General features: G+C 56.4%; 17 protein-coding genes. 13 read left to right on the plus strand and 4 right to left on the minus strand.

What is annotated here, in order from left to right; all coding sequences use genetic code 11:
- Window positions 1-285: 285 nt before the first annotated feature.
- Window positions 286-1527, plus strand: coding sequence for a serine/threonine transporter SstT (gene sstT, locus ACR42C_RS19705; protein ID WP_116342182.1), 1242 nt, complete (start codon window positions 286-288; stop codon window positions 1525-1527).
- Window positions 1528-1607: 80 nt separating this feature from the next.
- Here sstT and ACR42C_RS19710 read toward each other — a convergent pair whose 3' ends face one another.
- Window positions 1608-3095, minus strand: a complete 1488-nt coding sequence (locus tag ACR42C_RS19710; protein WP_316379879.1) for a UxaA family hydrolase — start codon at window positions 3093-3095, stop codon at window positions 1608-1610.
- Window positions 3096-3112: 17 nt separating this feature from the next.
- Entirely contained in the window at window positions 3113-4525 is a 1413-nt protein-coding gene (gene uxaC / locus ACR42C_RS19715; RefSeq protein ID WP_479984487.1) for a glucuronate isomerase, read from the minus strand.
- A gap of 476 nt (window positions 4526-5001) precedes the next feature.
- Between uxaC and ACR42C_RS19720 the strand changes: the two genes are divergently transcribed.
- The 11 genes from ACR42C_RS19720 to ACR42C_RS19770 all read left to right on the plus strand — a co-directional run bounded on the left by ACR42C_RS19720 (window position 5002) and on the right by ACR42C_RS19770 (window position 12297).
- Entirely contained in the window at window positions 5002-6300 is a 1299-nt protein-coding gene (locus ACR42C_RS19720) for an MFS transporter (protein ID WP_116342188.1), read from the plus strand.
- Between the two features lie 115 nt (window positions 6301-6415).
- Window positions 6416-7192 carry a transcriptional regulator ExuR gene (gene exuR, locus ACR42C_RS19725; protein WP_028014506.1) on the plus strand — a complete coding sequence of 259 codons (777 nt, stop codon included), beginning with the start codon at window positions 6416-6418 and terminating at the stop codon, window positions 7190-7192.
- Between the two features lie 343 nt (window positions 7193-7535).
- Entirely contained in the window at window positions 7536-8198 is a 663-nt protein-coding gene (gene yqjA, locus ACR42C_RS19730; protein WP_008503144.1) for a DedA family general envelope maintenance protein YqjA, read from the plus strand.
- 2 nt (window positions 8199-8200) lie between these two features.
- Window positions 8201-8584, plus strand: coding sequence for an EnvZ/OmpR regulon moderator MzrA (gene mzrA, locus ACR42C_RS19735; RefSeq protein WP_116342191.1), 384 nt, complete (start codon window positions 8201-8203; stop codon window positions 8582-8584).
- Between the two features lie 143 nt (window positions 8585-8727).
- On the plus strand, window positions 8728-9096 hold the full coding sequence (locus tag ACR42C_RS19740) for a DUF1090 domain-containing protein (protein WP_116342194.1): 369 nt from the start codon (window positions 8728-8730) through the stop codon (window positions 9094-9096).
- A gap of 29 nt (window positions 9097-9125) precedes the next feature.
- A complete protein-coding gene (locus tag ACR42C_RS19745; protein WP_008503141.1) occupies window positions 9126-9431 on the plus strand; it encodes an ElaB/YgaM/YqjD family protein in 306 nt (101 codons plus the stop codon).
- Between the two features lies 1 nt (window position 9432).
- Entirely contained in the window at window positions 9433-9831 is a 399-nt protein-coding gene (locus ACR42C_RS19750) for a phage holin family protein (RefSeq protein ID WP_014885329.1), read from the plus strand.
- The gene (locus ACR42C_RS19755) at window positions 9828-10124 is read left to right on the plus strand and encodes a YqjK-like family protein (protein WP_014885330.1); all 297 of its coding nucleotides are present in this window, start codon (window positions 9828-9830) and stop codon (window positions 10122-10124) included. Before ACR42C_RS19750 ends, ACR42C_RS19755 begins: the two co-directional genes overlap by 4 nt.
- 248 nt (window positions 10125-10372) lie before the next feature.
- A complete protein-coding gene (locus ACR42C_RS19760) occupies window positions 10373-10765 on the plus strand; it encodes a DoxX family protein (protein ID WP_116342196.1) in 393 nt (130 codons plus the stop codon).
- 71 nt (window positions 10766-10836) lie between these two features.
- Window positions 10837-11823, plus strand: coding sequence for a glutathione S-transferase family protein (locus tag ACR42C_RS19765; protein ID WP_479984488.1), 987 nt, complete (start codon window positions 10837-10839; stop codon window positions 11821-11823).
- Between the two features lie 108 nt (window positions 11824-11931).
- Complete coding sequence (locus tag ACR42C_RS19770) at window positions 11932-12297, plus strand: DUF805 domain-containing protein (RefSeq protein ID WP_061096989.1); 366 nt, start codon at window positions 11932-11934, stop codon at window positions 12295-12297.
- Window positions 12298-12338: 41 nt separating this feature from the next.
- Here the strand turns inward: ACR42C_RS19770 and yhaJ are convergent, their stop codons facing one another.
- Window positions 12339-13241 (minus strand): DNA-binding transcriptional regulator YhaJ, encoded by a 903-nt coding sequence (yhaJ, locus tag ACR42C_RS19775; RefSeq protein WP_003862655.1) that lies wholly within the window; start codon window positions 13239-13241, stop codon window positions 12339-12341.
- A gap of 104 nt (window positions 13242-13345) precedes the next feature.
- Here yhaJ and ACR42C_RS19780 point away from each other — a divergent pair, with 104 nt between their 5' ends.
- The gene (locus ACR42C_RS19780; RefSeq protein WP_316379877.1) at window positions 13346-14047 is read left to right on the plus strand and encodes a pirin family protein; all 702 of its coding nucleotides are present in this window, start codon (window positions 13346-13348) and stop codon (window positions 14045-14047) included.
- Window positions 14048-14149: 102 nt separating this feature from the next.
- On the opposite strand, the gene ACR42C_RS19785 is transcribed toward ACR42C_RS19780, so the two are convergent.
- Entirely contained in the window at window positions 14150-15451 is a 1302-nt protein-coding gene (locus ACR42C_RS19785; protein WP_192983887.1) for an L-cysteine desulfidase family protein, read from the minus strand.
- Window positions 15452-15459: the final 8 nt, after the last annotated feature.

Below are 15459 nucleotides of genomic sequence, written 5' to 3' on the forward strand. Positions count from 1 at the left end.
GTTCTGAAACAGCATTATTGCTTCTGCTTAAAAATTACTGGGGATCCCTCAGCCCACAGGGAGAGGGGGAAATGCAATGCAGGCCGGGTAAGCGCAGCGCCACCCGGCATTTTCGTTAACCAATAGTTAAAAAACATGACGCAACACGTAAAATCCAGCATTTTACGCTTCCGCCTTTCGCTCCTTTCCCTGATACTCAACCAGGCAAACAAATACTTACATCCGGACACAAATGTGACTTAGAGCACATCCAGGATGGAACGCAATTTCACTCAGGAATAACGTATGAGCACACAATCACGCGGTCTGTTCGCGCGCCTGGCGCAGGGCAGCCTTGTAAAACAAATTCTGGTCGGGTTGGTACTGGGTATTCTGCTGGCGATGGTGTCAAAACCTGCCGCGGAAGCCACGGGGCTGCTCGGCACCCTTTTCGTTGGCGCGCTGAAGGCCGTCGCACCGGTACTGGTGCTGATGCTGGTGATGGCGTCGATTGCCAACCACCAGCACGGACAAAAAACCAACATTCGCCCAATTCTGTTCCTGTATCTGCTGGGAACCTTCTCTGCGGCCTTAACGGCCGTTGTGTTCAGCTTCCTGTTCCCGTCCACACTGCACCTGACCAGCGCGGCCGGTGATATAACGCCGCCGTCCGGCATTGTCGAAGTCCTTCGCGGCCTGCTGATGAGCATGGTTTCTAACCCCATCACCGCGCTGATGAGCGGAAACTACATTGGCATCCTGGTCTGGGCGATTGGACTGGGCTTCGCGCTGCGTCACGGCAACGAAACCACGAAAAACCTGGTGAATGATATGTCGAACGCCGTCACCTTTATGGTGAAGCTGGTGATTCGCTTTGCGCCAGTCGGTATTTTCGGGCTGGTCTCTTCCACGCTGGCGACCACCGGTTTCGACGCGCTGTGGGGCTACGCGCAGCTGCTGGTTGTTCTGGTCGGCTGTATGCTGCTGGTGGCGCTGGTGATCAACCCGCTGCTAGTGTTCTGGCAGATCCGCCGCAACCCGTATCCGCTGGTGCTGACCTGCCTGCGCGAGAGCGGCGTGTATGCCTTCTTCACCCGCAGCTCTGCGGCGAACATTCCGGTTAACATGGCGCTGGCAGAGAAGCTGAACCTGGACCGCGATACCTACTCCGTGTCGATCCCGCTGGGCGCGACCGTGAACATGGCGGGCGCCGCTATTACTATCACCGTGCTGACCCTGGCGGCGGTGCATACGCTGGGTATTCCTGTTGATCTGCCAACGGCGCTGCTGTTGAGCGTGGTGGCGTCGCTGTGTGCCTGCGGCGCATCCGGCGTGGCGGGCGGTTCGCTGCTGCTGATCCCGCTGGCGTGCAATATGTTTGGCATCCCGAACGAGATTGCGATGCAGGTTGTGGCCGTCGGCTTCATCATCGGCGTGCTGCAGGACTCCTGTGAAACCGCGCTGAACTCCTCAACCGACGTGCTGTTCACCGCAGCGGCCTGTCAGGCGGAAGACGCGCGTTTAGCGAAGAATGCCCTGCGAGGTTAACAGCAAAACGGCAACCCTGAGGTTGCCGTTTTTAGTGTTTGTACCCTCTCCCCGTGGGAGAGGGCATCAGGCCGCACCGATTAAAGCGTCACACCACTCTTAAAGATCGCCAGCTCGCGGAAGTCGTTCTTCTCATTGCAGGTCTGCCTGCCGTTAGCAAACTCCACGATAGTGTCCACGAACTCCGTCAGCAGCTGCGGCATCGCTTTGCCGTGGATCAGCTGGCCCGCATCAAAGTCGATCCAGTGTTTTTTCTTCGCCGCCAGCTCGCTGTTGGTGGCGATTTTGACCGTCGGCACAAAACCGCCGTATGGCGTACCGCGACCGGTGCTGAACAGCACCATATGACAGCCCGCCCCTGCCAGCGCGCTGGTGGCGACCGCATCGTTACCCGGTGCGCTCAGCAGGTTCAGACCGTGGGTTTTCAGGCGTTCGCCGTAGCGCAGAACATCCACCACCTGGCTGGCGCCCGCTTTCTGGGTGCAGCCGAGGGATTTCTCCTCCAGCGTGGTGATCCCACCCGCCTTATTACCCGGCGACGGGTTTTCATAAATCGGCTGATTGTGGGCGATGAAGTACTGTTTGAAGTCATTCACCATGGTAACGGTCTTCTCAAACGTCTCTTCGTCGCGGCAGTGGCTCATCAGAATGCGCTCCGCGCCGAACATTTCCGGCACTTCGGTCAGCACCGTCGTACCGCCGTTGGCGATCACGTAATCCGAGAAGCGGCCCAGCATCGGGTTGGCGGTGATCCCGGAAAGGCCGTCAGACCCACCGCACTCCAGCCCAAACTTCAGCTCGCTCAGCCTGCCCGGCTCGCGCCTGTCGTGGCGCATCACCTCATAAAGCTGGTGCAGCAGCTCAACGCCCGCCTCCACTTCGTCGTCCTGATGCTGGCACACCATGAAGTGCACGCGCTCAGGAGCGAATTCGCCCAACGTGTCGCGGAAGGCATCCACCTGGTTGTTTTCGCAGCCGAGGCCGATCACCAGCACCGCGCCCGCGTTCGGGTGGCGCACCATGTTTTGCAGCATGGTGCGGGTATTGATGTGGTCATCGCCCAGCTGCGAGCAGCCGTAGGTGTGGCTGAACAGATGCACGCCGTCGGTGCCTTCGGCATTGTTGGTCTCTTTCAGGAAACGCGTCTGAATTTGACGCGCAATGCCGTTGACGCAGCCGACGGTCGGCAGGATCCACAGCTCGTTGCGGATCCCCACCTCACCATTAGCGCGGCGGTAGATCTGCACTTCACGATCCGCCGCCTGCACATTTTCTTCGGGTAAATCAGGTTGATAGCTGTACTCGTCCAGATCGCTCAGATTCGTGCGCGCGTTGTGGGAATGAATATATTCACCCGGCGCAATATCCGCCAGCGCATGTCCGATGGGCAAACCGTACTTCACCACGTTCTCCCCCTTTGCAATGGGGAACAAGGCAAACTTGTGTCCACGTCCAATGGCCTGGCGTAACGTGACCAACTGGTTGTCAAAGGTCACTTCCGTGCCTTCGGTTAAATCTGCCAGCGCGACGGCGACGTTATCCAGCGAATGGATTTTGATGTATTGCATATCAACCTCAGACGGCCTTAGTTCAGTTCAATGGCGAAGTAGTCACGCGCATTGTTAAAGCAGATGTTTCTCACCATGTCGCCCAGCAGCTGGAGATCCGCTGGCGCTTCACCCGCATGCACCCAGCGGCCAATCATCTGGCACAGAATGCGGCGGAAGTATTCGTGGCGCGTGTAAGAGAGGAAGCTGCGGCTGTCGGTCAGCATGCCGACAAAGCGGCTCAGCAGACCCAGCTGCGCCAGCTGCGTCATCTGCCGCTCCATGCCGTCTTTCTGATCGTTGAACCACCAGCCGGAGCCGAACTGCATCTTGCCCGGCATCCCTTCGCCCTGGAAGTTGCCGACCATGGTGCCCAGCACTTCGTTATCGCGCGGGTTCAGGCAGTACAGAATGGTTTTCGGCAGCAGGTTCTGTTCGTTCTGTTTGCTCAGCAGTCTGGACAGCTCTTCCGCCAGCGGACGGTCGTTGATGGAGTCGAAGCCCACGTCCGCGCCCAGCAGTTTGAACTGGCGCTGGTTGTTATTGCGCAGCGCGCCGATGTGGTACTGCTGTACCCAGCCGCGACGGGCGTATTCCGCACCGAGGAACACCAGCACCGCCGTTTTGAACTGCGCCACTTCATGCTGGCTAAGCGATTCACCGGACAGACGACGCGCCAGGATGCTGTCCAGTTCGGCTTCGTTTGATTCCGCAAAGAGCACCACGTCCAGCGCGTGGTCGGAAACTTTACAGCCGTGCGCCGCGAAGTGATCCAGGCGTTTAGTCAGCGCGGTTTGCAGGTCAGCGAAACGACGAATATCGGTATCGGACACTTCCGCCAGCTTCGTCATGTAGTCGTGGAAGGTGGCCTGTTCGATGTTGAAGGCTTTGTCCGGGCGCCAGCTTGGCAGCACTTTGATGTCAAAAGAGGTGTCTTCGGCGACAACAGCATGATGTTCCAGGGAGTCAATCGGATCGTCAGTGGTGCCAACCATCTTCACGTTCATCTGCTTCATGATGCCGCGCGCGGAGAAGTTATCCTGCGCCAGCAGCGCATTGCACTGGTCCCAGATCTCATCCGCCGTGGCGGGTGAAAGCAACTTGCCAGTGATGCCAAACGGACGGCGCAGTTCGAGGTGCGTCCAGTGGTAAAGCGGGTTACCGATGGTGTGCGGAACGGTCGCCGCCCAGGCATCAAACTTCTCGCGATCGGTCGCATCGCCGGTACACAGGCGCTCAGCCACACCGTTGGTACGCATCGCACGCCATTTATAGTGGTCACCCTTCAGCCAGATGTCATACAGGTTTTTGAAACGGTAATTTTCGGCAACCTGCTGCGGCGGTAAGTGGCAGTGGTAGTCGAAAATCGGCTGGTCTTTTGCGTAGTCGTGGTACAGGCGGCGAGCAAATTCGGTATCTAAGAGAAAATCTTCGGTCATAAACGGCGTCATTATCGTCTTCCTCATTACGGGAGCGTCAGAAAGCGTATGTTCATATGCTGCAAAGTTATCACACCAATTTCCACCCGCCGACGTTTTTTTCGTGAGTGAGATCAATAAATGTCGACAAATAAATTACCCAAATTGGGGTAAATCACTCTACAGGCCGCGTCGATACTGGCTTCACCCGCAACGAATAATGACCCTACAAAGGATCATACATTTGTGATGTCACTCACCTTTTAAAGTTGTATGACAAGTTATCTTTTCGCCGTCGCAAACATTCAGCCGACGGAATGCATTACCGGTGTGAGAAACATCGGGTTTAACGGTACGGATACCAACTTATGCACGCTTACTTATGGCAAGGTTCGGGCCGTTCCGGGACATTCTCCCGGTTATGCCCCTCCCGTTACACAACTGCTCCCGGAAACGGTTGAGAGGTTGCCGTGCTCTGGCGCGGAAATAACATAACGATGAGGTTTTAGATGCGTAAAATTAAAGGGTTACGTTGGTATATGATCGCGCTGGTGACGCTGGGCACCGTGCTGGGCTACCTGACGCGTAACACCGTGGCAGCCGCGGCGCCGACGTTGATGGAAGAGCTGCATATCTCCACGCAGCAATACTCTTACATCATTGCCGCCTATTCCGCGGCATACACCATCATGCAGCCAGTCGCTGGCTATGTTCTGGATATTCTCGGTACCAAAATCGGATATGCCTTCTTCGCCATCGCCTGGGCGGTGTTCTGCGGCGCAACCGCGCTGGCAGGCAGCTGGGGCGGTCTGGCGCTGGCCCGTGGCGCGGTAGGGGCAGCGGAAGCGGCGATGATCCCGGCGGGGCTGAAAGCCAGCTCCGAGTGGTTCCCGGCAAAAGAGCGTTCCATTGCGGTCGGCTACTTCAACGTAGGCTCGTCCATCGGCGCGATGATTGCGCCGCCGCTGGTGGTGTGGGCTATCGTGATGCACAGCTGGCAGATGGCGTTCATCATTTCTGGCGTGCTGAGCTTTGCGTGGGCAATGGCGTGGCTGGTTTTCTATAAACACCCGCGCGATCAGAAGAAACTTTCCGAGGAAGAACGCGAATACATTATTGGTGGTCAGGAAGCGCAACATCAGACCAACAACGGTAAGAAGATGTCCGTCTGGCAGATCCTGGGCACCCGTCAGTTCTGGGGTATCGCCCTGCCGCGCTTCCTGGCTGAACCGGCCTGGGGGACCTTCAACGCCTGGATCCCGCTGTTCATGTTCAAGGTCTATGGCTTTAACCTGAAAGAGATCGCGATGTTCGCCTGGATGCCGATGCTGTTCGCTGACCTGGGCTGTATCGTGGGCGGCTACCTGCCGCCGCTGTTCCAGCGCTGGTTTGGGGTGAACCTGATTGTTTCCCGTAAGATGGTGGTGACCATGGGTGCACTGCTGATGATTGGCCCGGGCATGATCGGTCTGTTCACCAGCCCCTACGTCGCTATCGCGCTGCTGTGCATCGGTGGTTTTGCGCACCAGTCGCTGTCCGGCGCGTTGATTACGCTCTCCTCTGACGTCTTCGGCCGTAACGAAGTGGCAACCGCCAACGGCCTGACCGGGATGGCCGCGTGGACCGCAAGTACCATGTTCGCGCTGGTCGTCGGCGCGCTGGCGGATACCATCGGCTTCAGCCCACTGTTCGCGGTGCTGGCAATCTTTGACCTGATGGGTGCGGTGGTTATCTGGACGGTACTGAAAAGTAAATCTGCAGAGGAGCTGGCGAAAGAGTCCCTCGGGAAACCGGCTACGCAGAGTTAGCGAAAATACGTTTCACCGAAGCCGCCTGCGGGCGGCTTTTTTAATGGCAAAATCTGGAGAGTATTCCGTGAAAGTGGTATAACAAATCATCTGCCGTACCCTGCCTGGAGCGCATATGGAAATCACCGAACCACGTCGTTTATATCAACAACTTGCTGCTGAGCTGAAAGATCGCATCGAGCAAGGGGTCTATCTTGTCGGTGATAAACTTCCCGCCGAGCGCTTTATCGCGGATGAAAAAAGTGTGAGCCGCACCGTAGTGCGCGAAGCGATTATCATGCTGGAAGTGGAAGGCTACGTCGAGGTACGCAAAGGTTCCGGCATTCACGTTATTTCTAATCAGCCTAAGCACTCTCCGGTAGCGGATGAAAGTCTGGAATTCGCCAGCTACGGCCCGTTTGAGCTGCTCCAGGCTCGCCAGCTGATCGAAAGCAATATTGCCGAATTTGCCGCCACGCAGGTGACCAAGCAGGACATCATGAAGCTGATGGAGATTCAGGAAAACGCCCGCAAGGAAAAATGTTTCCGTGATTCCGAGTGGGACCTGCAGTTTCACGTTCAGGTTGCCCTGGCCACCCAGAATACGGCGCTGGCGGCAATCGTTGAGAAAATGTGGACTCAGCGCGTTCACAACCCCTACTGGAAAAAACTGCACGATCACATCGATTCCCGCACGGTCGACAACTGGTGTGACGATCACGACCAGATCCTTAAGGCGCTGATTCGTAAAGATCCCCATGCAGCGAAACTGGCCATGTGGCAGCACCTGGAAAACACCAAGCAGATGCTGTTCAATGAAACCAGCGACGACTTCGAATTTAACGCCGACCGCTATCTTTTTGCTGATAATCCTGTCGTTCACCTCGATACGGCCCCGAGCGGCGCAAAATAGGTGACCTTTCTGCCGGCAGGCGCTTCGCTGCGCCTTCCCGCCTGAGTGGGTAAGCAAAACATATATAGTGTCAGCCTTTGTAAAATCCCTCGCTCACTTTCAGGGCTTACGCCAAAATCACCTCACCCTGCAAATTCTGTGACGCAGAACGTCGGGCTTTGTTACAATTGGATTCACTTCGTTATTTTGAAAGTTAGTGCTTGCTAACCAGCCAATTAACAGGGAACAGTGTTGGCCACAACTCAATGTGTCCGCGAGCGACCATAATGAAATCACAACAATGTCGCCGTGCTGTTTGTCCCGGATAACAGGCGAGACGTTAACCGATTTCCAGGAACACTGAATGGAACTTTTGACCCAACTGCTGCATGCCCTCTGGGCGCAGGATTTTGAAACGCTGGCCAACCCTTCCATGATTGGCATGCTCTATTTTGTCTTGTTTATGATCCTGTTCCTTGAGAATGGTTTGCTGCCTGCGGCCTTCTTACCGGGTGACAGTTTGCTGGTGCTTGTCGGCGTGCTGTGTGCCAAAGGCGCAATGGCGTTCCCGCAGACCATCTTATTACTGACCGTCGCGGCCAGCCTTGGCTGCTGGGTGAGTTATATCCAGGGAAGATGGCTGGGCAATACCCGAATAGTACAGAACTGGCTTTCCCATCTGCCTGCGCACTATCACCAGCGGGCACACCACCTGTTTCATAAGCATGGGCTTTCCGCGCTGCTGATTGGCCGCTTTATCGCCTTTGTACGCACCCTGCTGCCCACCATTGCCGGGCTGTCCGGGTTGAGCAGCGCACGCTTCCAGTTCTTCAACTGGATGAGCGGCCTGTTATGGGTTCTGATCCTGACGACGCTGGGCTATGCGCTGGGTAAAACGCCGGTCTTCATGAAATATGAAGATCAGCTGATGTCCTGCCTGATGCTGCTGCCTGTTGTTCTGCTGGTCTTCGGCCTGATTGGCTCGCTGGTTGTCCTGTGGAAGAAAAAATACGGAGCGCGAGGTTAACGATGGTTATCTCACCGCTCGCCATGCGCCGCTTTGCCTGCGCCTTTATTGCACTGGTGATGCTCAGCGCTATACTGCTGGCCTGGAACACGCTTTCACATCAGGACGCTACGCTGGCCATTCGTCCGGTAAACCAGGGGGGCGGTGTGCCTGACGGTTTTTCTGTCTGGCATCATCTGGATGCAAACGGCATCCGCTTTAAAAGCATCACCCCGCAGGACGATGTTTTACTGATTAAGTTTGATTCCCGTGCGCAGAGCGCCGCCGCGAAAGCCGTTCTTGACCGTACGCTGCCGCACGGATATATCATTGCCCAGCAGGAAGACGACAACTCGCCGGCCGCATGGCTGTCGTTGATTCGCGATACGTCGCATCGGTTCGGATAACTTCCAGGATTCCGAATCTTTTCACTCACTTTGGTGAATCCCCCGTTTACTTACTATGCTTAAGTACGCGGAGCACCCCTCGAATGTACTCCGCATAATTTTGGATAGCGGCTAACCCCGCAACACAATGGAAGGTTTCGAAAATGAAATTCCGCATTACCCTGGCTCTGGCCCTTTTATCTTTAAGCACAGCGACCTTCGCAAACTCTCTCTGTCAGGAGAAAGAACAGGATATTCAGCGTGAGATCGGTTATGCCGAAAAGCATAACAATCAGCACCGTGTTGATGGTCTTAAAAAAGCGCTGAGCGAAGTGAAAGCGAACTGTTCAGACAGCAAGCTGCGTGCCGATCACCAGAAGAAAATCGCTGAACAAAAGGACGAGATAGCCGAGCGCCGACAAGACCTGCAGGAAGCGAAAGAGAAAGGGGATGCGGAAAAAATTGCTAAGCGCGAGAAGAAGTTGAAAGAGGCGCAGGACGACCTGAAAGCGCTGGAAGCTCGCGATTATTGAGTTAACGGAAATCTCAACAGGAGAGAATCATGTCAAAAGATACGACGTCTGAACATCTGCGCGCTGAACTGAAATCCCTGGCCGATACCCTTGAAGAGGTGCTGAACTCCTCTGCCGATAAGTCGAAAGAAGAAGTGAGCAAGCTGCGCAGCAAAGCGGAGCAGGCGCTGAAAGAGAGCCGCTACCGCCTGGGTGAAACCGGGGATGCGCTGGCGAAACAGACCCGTGAAGCGGCTGCGCGTGCGGACGAATATGTACGTGATAATCCATGGACGGGTGTTGGAATTGGTGCCGCAGTAGGTGTGGTACTGGGTGTCCTGCTGACGCGTCGTTGATATGGAAGATCCTCGTCACGCACAAGGGCCTGCTAATAACGTCCTCGGCATCGGCCAGCGTATTTTAACGACGCTGGTCGGGATTGCCGAAACGCGCGTCCGGCTGGCAGTGGTCGAACTGGAAGAGGAGAAAGCGAACCTCTTCCAGATGCTGCTGATGCTCGGACTGACCATGCTCTTCGCCGCGTTTGGTCTGATGAGCCTGATGGTGTTAATCATCTGGGCCATTGACCCACAGTATCGACTCAACGCGATGATTGCCACGACCGTCGTTCTTCTGGTCGCGGCGTTGATTGGCGGCATATGGACACTGCGTAAAGCACGCAAGTCCACTTTCCTGCGCCACACGCGCCAGGAACTGGCTAACGATCGCGCCCTGCTGGAGGATGACAAGCCGTGAGCGATAAAGCGGAACGTCAGAAGCGAAAAGCGTACCTGTTAAGTCAGATCCAGCAGCAACGGCTGGATCTGTCTGCCAGCCGCCGTGACTGGATCGACGCGACGCGACGGTTTGACCGTGGCTGGAATACCTTCCTGAGCCTGCGTTCATGGGCGCTGGTCGGCAGCAGCGTGATGGCTATCTGGACGGTTCGTCATCCGAATATGCTCATCCGCTGGGCCCGACGCGGTTTTGGTGCCTGGAGCGCCTGGCGTCTGGTGAAAGCGACGTTGCGACAACAGCAGCTGCGGTGATAAACGCAAAACGGTAACCCTGGTTACCGTTTTTTTTCGCCCTCTCCCCGTGGGAAAGGGTTGGGGTGAGGGCACCAGCGCGCACCTGGCCTTACTCAATATCTTTGAAGAAGATTGACAGTTTTCCTTGCTAACAATTGCCACCCGCCCCGTTTATTATCCTCTCCATCGACAGCAGAGCCGCGGTATCTACCCGGAATTGCAGACAAATAATGTTCAGCCGCTGATGTGGTTTCCTGGAGAGTAAAATGAAAAAATTAGAAGATGTTGGTGTACTGGTCGCACGTATTCTGATGCCAATTCTGTTCATCGTGGCAGGCTGGGGCAAAATCACCGGATATGCGGGTACTCAGCAATATATGGAATCCATGGGCGTTCCGGGGTTCCTGTTGCCACTGACTATTCTGCTTGAGTTCGGCGGCGGCCTGGCGGTTCTGTTCGGCTTCCTGACTCGCACCACTGCGCTGTTTACCGCAGGCTTTACCCTGCTGACCGCGTTCCTGTTCCACAGCAACTTTGCGGAAGGCGTGAACTCACTGATGTTCATGAAAAACCTGACCATCGCGGGTGGCTTCCTGCTGCTGGCTATCACAGGTCCAGGCGCATACAGCATCGACCGCCTTCTGAATAAGAAGTGGTAAGCACGCTATACTGATTGAATCCAAAGCGAGGAGATATCTCCTCGCTTTTGCTATCTGACGGAGGAGAAAAAATGGGACAACTCGTAGACGGCGTCTGGCAGGATGTCTGGTATGACACTAAATCCACCGGAGGACGCTTCAAGCGCTCTGTTTCGGCCTTCCGTAACTGGCTGACCGCCGACGGCGCGCCTGGCCCAAGCGGCGAAGGCGGCTTCGCGGCGGAGAAAGATCGTTATCATCTGTACGTTTCTCTCGCCTGCCCGTGGGCACACCGCACGCTGATTGTGCGCAAGCTTAAAGGGCTCGAATCTTTGATTCCGGTTTCGGTGGTCAACCCACTGATGCTGGAAAATGGCTGGACGTTCGACAGCGATTTCCCCGCCGCGACCGGTGATGACCTGTATCACCACGATTTCCTTTACCAGCTCTACCTGCGCGCCGATCCGCACTACACCGGACGCGTTACGGTGCCGGTGCTCTGGGACAAGAAAAACCAGACGATCGTCAGCAATGAGTCTGCGGAAATCATCCGCATGTTTAACACCGCGTTTGACGCGCACGGTGCCCGCGCCGGAGATTATTACCCGGTCGAGCTGCGGGATAAAATTGACGAGCTGAACGGCTGGATTTACGACAACGTTAACAACGGCGTCTACAAGGCCGGTTTCGCCACCAGCCAGGAAGCCTACGACGAAGCGGTCGGGAAAGTCTTTGAATCCCTGGAACGGCTGGAGCAGATCCTCGGCCAGCACCGCTATTTAACGGGCGATCGCCTGACGGAAGCGGATATCCGCCTCTGGACCACGCTTATCCGCTTCGACCCGGTTTACGTCACCCACTTCAAGTGTGATAAACACCGCATCAGCGATTACATGAACCTGCACGGTTTCCTGCGCGACATCTACCAGATGCCAGGGATCGCGGAGACGGTCGATTTTGACCATATTCGCACCGACTACTTCCGTAGCCACAAAACCATCAACCCAACGGGCATTATTTCCGTTGGCCCGTGGCAGGACCTGGATGAACCGCACGGGCGCGACGTTCGTTTTGGATAAATACGGAGGGCATCAACAGATGCCCTTTTTTAATTCACAATCACCATCTATCCTTATCTCGATCGCTTAAAAAACAAGTGATTGACCGATTATTGAGGCAAGGAAAAAATGGACTGGTATTTAAAAGTACTGCGCAACTACATTGGATTTGGTGGCCGCGCCCGCCGCAAAGAGTACTGGATGTTTGTTCTGGTGAACTTCGTCCTGATTATGGTGCTGGGCATCGTGGATAAAATTCTCGGATGGGAGCGCGCCGGCGGTGAAGGCGTACTCACCACGATCTATGGTTTATTGGTTCTGCTGCCTTCATGGGCCGTGCTGTTTCGTCGTCTCCACGACACCGACCGTTCGGCATGGTGGCTGCTGTTGCTGTTGATCCCGCTTGTCGGCTGGATCGTGATTTTGATTTTCAACTGTCAGAGCGGCACGCCGGGCGAAAACCGCTTTGGTCCGGATCCTAAGATCGGCGCGTAAATTCCTGCCCGGTGGCGCTTACGCTTACCGGGCCTGTACGCTTATTTGTTGTGATGCGCAAAGAGCTTAGGTATTTCTCGCAAACACCACGATTTGGCTTCGCCCATGCTGTCGCGGCGCCACGCCATAATAATGTCCACTTCGCTGGTGTACTCCGGGCTCACAACCCGCAGTCGCCCTTCCGCAATATCTTTCTCCACAAACGGATACGGCATCGTCGCCACGCCCAAACCGGCCAGCAGCGCCTGCCTTTTGTCTTCCAGTGACGTGACCGTCAGACGAGGCTGTTTATCCAGCAGCTGAACCGTCAGCACCGGACGTTCACGCGCGGTATCCGCCACCGCCACACCGCGATACTTCACGCGCGTGACCTCAGAAAGCGGTTCCGGCTCCTGATGAATCGGGTGATCCGGCGCGGCAACGTAGACGTTCATGACGCTGTAAAGCTTGCGGGAGTTGATTTCCGAGGATGAGCGGAAGTGCATATCTGGCGCAATGACGATATCCGCCCTGCCCGTCTCCAGACGCTCCCACGCCCCGGCCAGCACCTCAGTGATGATCGACAGCTGCGTGTTGGCCTTCGCCGCCAGGCGGTCCACCAGCGGGAACAGCGCTTCAGTGGGCACCAGCGCTTCGGTGACTAACGTCAGATGGGTTTCCCAGCCGCGCGCCAGCGCTTCGGCGTCCGTGGTGAGCTTGTCTGCTGCTTCCAGCAGCACGCGGCCGCGCTCCAGCAGCATTCGGCCCACGTTGGTGAATTTTGTTCGATGACCGGAGCGATCAAAGAGCACGACGTCCAGCTCTTCCTCCAGTTTTTGCATGGTGTAGCTCAGCGCAGACGGAACGCGCCCCAGTTCATCTGCCGCCGCGGCAAAACTGCCCCGCCGGTCAATCGCGTCCATGACGCGCAGCGCCTCAAGCGTCAATGCTCTCTCTTTAGCCATCTCGTTCTCATTCAGGAAATTTGAACATACCGGGCAGAATATCTGGCTAACAATGCAGCGTCCATACCTTTACCATTGTTTTAGTGTAAAGAGAGGTCAAGTTTATGATTACGACAAGAACAGCTAAACAGTGCGGACAAGCCGATTTTGGCTGGCTGCAGGCCCGCTACACCTTTTCCTTTGGACACTATTTTGACCCGAAACTCCTCGGTTACGCTTCACTGCGCGTATTGAATCAGGAAGTGCTCGCCCCGGGCGCGTCCTTCCAGCCGCGTACGTACCCGAAAGTCGATATCCTGAACCTGATCCTGGAAGGCGAGGCAGAATACCGCGACAGCGAGGGCAATCATGTCCAGGCAAAGGCTGGCGAAGCGTTGTTAATTTCCACGCAGCCGGGCATTAGCTACAGCGAGCATAACCTCAGCAAAGACAAAACTCTGACCCGTATGCAGCTGTGGCTGGACGCCTGCCCTGAGCGGGAAAACTCGCTTGTGCAGAAAATAGATCTGAAGGGCGATAAACAGCAGCTGATTGCGTCACCTGACGGCAGCAAAGGCAGTTTACAGCTACGTCAGCAGGTGTGGCTGCACCATATCGAGCTGAAAAAAGGTGAACAGGCGAGCTTCCAGCTGCACGGTCCGCGCGCCTATTTGCAGTCCATTCACGGTACGGTGCACGCGGTGACGCACACGGAAGAGAAAGAAGCGCTCACCTGCGGTGACGGAGCGTTTATTCGTGATGAAGCGAATATTACCCTGGTGGCGGATACGCCGCTGCGCGCGCTGCTGATTGATTTGCCGGTTTAAAAATCCCCCTCACCCCAACCCCTCTCCCCAAAGGGGCGAGGGGCTCGATCATTCCCTCTCCCCTTTGGGGAGAGGGCCAGGGTGAGGGGTGAAGGTCAATCGCTACACCTTACTCGCCATAATCTCAATAATCTGCCGGTCCGTGGCCTGCATTGCGCGGCACGCCAGCGCGCACAGGTTGGCGATCGACTGCTCCACGTCGTGCGCCACAATGCCCTCGTTGCCCGTCACGGCAGTATCATCCAGTGCCATCATCACGGCTTTCCAGGCGCTGCTGACGCTGGTTGAAACCTTCATGGCGCAGCTGTTAGACGCCCCATCGCAGATCGTCCCGCTGACGTCACCGATCATACTGCCGATCGCCATAGAAATGGTCTGGTAAGAACCGCCCATCAGCCACGCCATTCCCGCCGCAGCGCCCATCGCTGCCGTTGTCGCCGCACAGAGTGCGGACAGGCGCGGAAGCTGATAATGAATATAGATCGCCGACAGATGCGAGAGCATCAGCGCCCGCGCCAGCCGTTCATCACCAGCCTGAACGTGCTCAGCGACTACCACAACCGGCATGGTGGCGGCGATCCCCTGATTCCCGGAGCCAGAATTGCTCATCGCTGGCAGCGTCGCGCCCCCCATGCGGGCGTCCGAGGCCGCGCTGGTGCGGATAACAATGTCTGAACCCAGATCCTGCCCCATCCATCCGCGTGAGCGCTGTTTACTGAGCGTCGCGCCAATGTGCAGACCCCAGCTGCCGCTTAAACCTTCACGGGAGAGCGCATCGTTCAGACGCCCCGCATCGAGAATGAAGCGGATCGCCTCGAATGGCACCTGCTCCACAAACTCAAGGATCTGCGAGAGCGTGGTATTTGACAGAACCGCTAGCGGATCGTTACTTACCTCGGCCTGCCGATCGTCAAGCCTGAAGCGCGTTTCGCCCTGACAAACCACCTCCACCACGCGGGTATGCCCACCCGCGATGGTCACCATGGCCGAAGCCTCTCCGGCGTAAACGCAGGCACGCGAGTAGAGGATCTCCTCGCACGGCTCCTGCAATTTCACCTGCACCAGACCAGCGTTAAGCATTGCTTTGGCGCGCGCCAGCGCATCGGCGGTGACATCTTTCAGCACCTCCAGCCCCGCCTGCGCATTGCCCCCCATCGCGCCCAGCGCAGCTGCAATGGGCAACCCGACCATGCCGGTGCCCGGCACCGTTACGCCAAGCCCGTTCTTCATCAGATTCGGCGATACCCACGCCTCAATCTTCGTGACGTCGCCAGGCAGTTGCTCTGCGGCAATCGCACAGGCCAGCGCCAGAGAAACGGGCTCGGTGCACCCCAGCGCAGGCTTAACTTCTTCCTGCACTACGCGAATAAATTGATTCCATAAAGGATGAGTTTGCTTAGACATCGTTACGA

This window comes from Enterobacter sp. MG-EB028, from assembly GCF_056673305.1.

What these genes read in the sequence shown, in the direction of transcription:
- sstT (WP_116342182.1), top strand. Translation starts at nt 286, where the DNA reads ATGAGCACACAATCACGCGGTCTGTTCGCGCGCCTGGCGCAGGGCAGC.
- ACR42C_RS19710 (WP_316379879.1), bottom strand. Translation starts at nt 3,095, where the DNA reads ATGCAATACATCAAAATCCATTCGCTGGATAACGTCGCCGTCGCGCTG.
- uxaC (WP_479984487.1), bottom strand. Translation starts at nt 4,525, where the DNA reads ATGACGCCGTTTATGACCGAAGATTTTCTCTTAGATACCGAATTTGCT.
- ACR42C_RS19720 (WP_116342188.1), top strand. Translation starts at nt 5,002, where the DNA reads ATGCGTAAAATTAAAGGGTTACGTTGGTATATGATCGCGCTGGTGACG.
- exuR (WP_028014506.1), top strand. Translation starts at nt 6,416, where the DNA reads ATGGAAATCACCGAACCACGTCGTTTATATCAACAACTTGCTGCTGAG.
- yqjA (WP_008503144.1), top strand. Translation starts at nt 7,536, where the DNA reads ATGGAACTTTTGACCCAACTGCTGCATGCCCTCTGGGCGCAGGATTTT.
- mzrA (WP_116342191.1), top strand. Translation starts at nt 8,201, where the DNA reads ATGGTTATCTCACCGCTCGCCATGCGCCGCTTTGCCTGCGCCTTTATT.
- ACR42C_RS19740 (WP_116342194.1), top strand. Translation starts at nt 8,728, where the DNA reads ATGAAATTCCGCATTACCCTGGCTCTGGCCCTTTTATCTTTAAGCACA.
- ACR42C_RS19745 (WP_008503141.1), top strand. Translation starts at nt 9,126, where the DNA reads ATGTCAAAAGATACGACGTCTGAACATCTGCGCGCTGAACTGAAATCC.
- ACR42C_RS19750 (WP_014885329.1), top strand. Translation starts at nt 9,433, where the DNA reads ATGGAAGATCCTCGTCACGCACAAGGGCCTGCTAATAACGTCCTCGGC.
- ACR42C_RS19760 (WP_116342196.1), top strand. Translation starts at nt 10,373, where the DNA reads ATGAAAAAATTAGAAGATGTTGGTGTACTGGTCGCACGTATTCTGATG.
- ACR42C_RS19765 (WP_479984488.1), top strand. Translation starts at nt 10,837, where the DNA reads ATGGGACAACTCGTAGACGGCGTCTGGCAGGATGTCTGGTATGACACT.
- ACR42C_RS19770 (WP_061096989.1), top strand. Translation starts at nt 11,932, where the DNA reads ATGGACTGGTATTTAAAAGTACTGCGCAACTACATTGGATTTGGTGGC.
- yhaJ (WP_003862655.1), bottom strand. Translation starts at nt 13,241, where the DNA reads ATGGCTAAAGAGAGAGCATTGACGCTTGAGGCGCTGCGCGTCATGGAC.
- ACR42C_RS19780 (WP_316379877.1), top strand. Translation starts at nt 13,346, where the DNA reads ATGATTACGACAAGAACAGCTAAACAGTGCGGACAAGCCGATTTTGGC.
- ACR42C_RS19785 (WP_192983887.1), bottom strand. Translation starts at nt 15,451, where the DNA reads ATGTCTAAGCAAACTCATCCTTTATGGAATCAATTTATTCGCGTAGTG.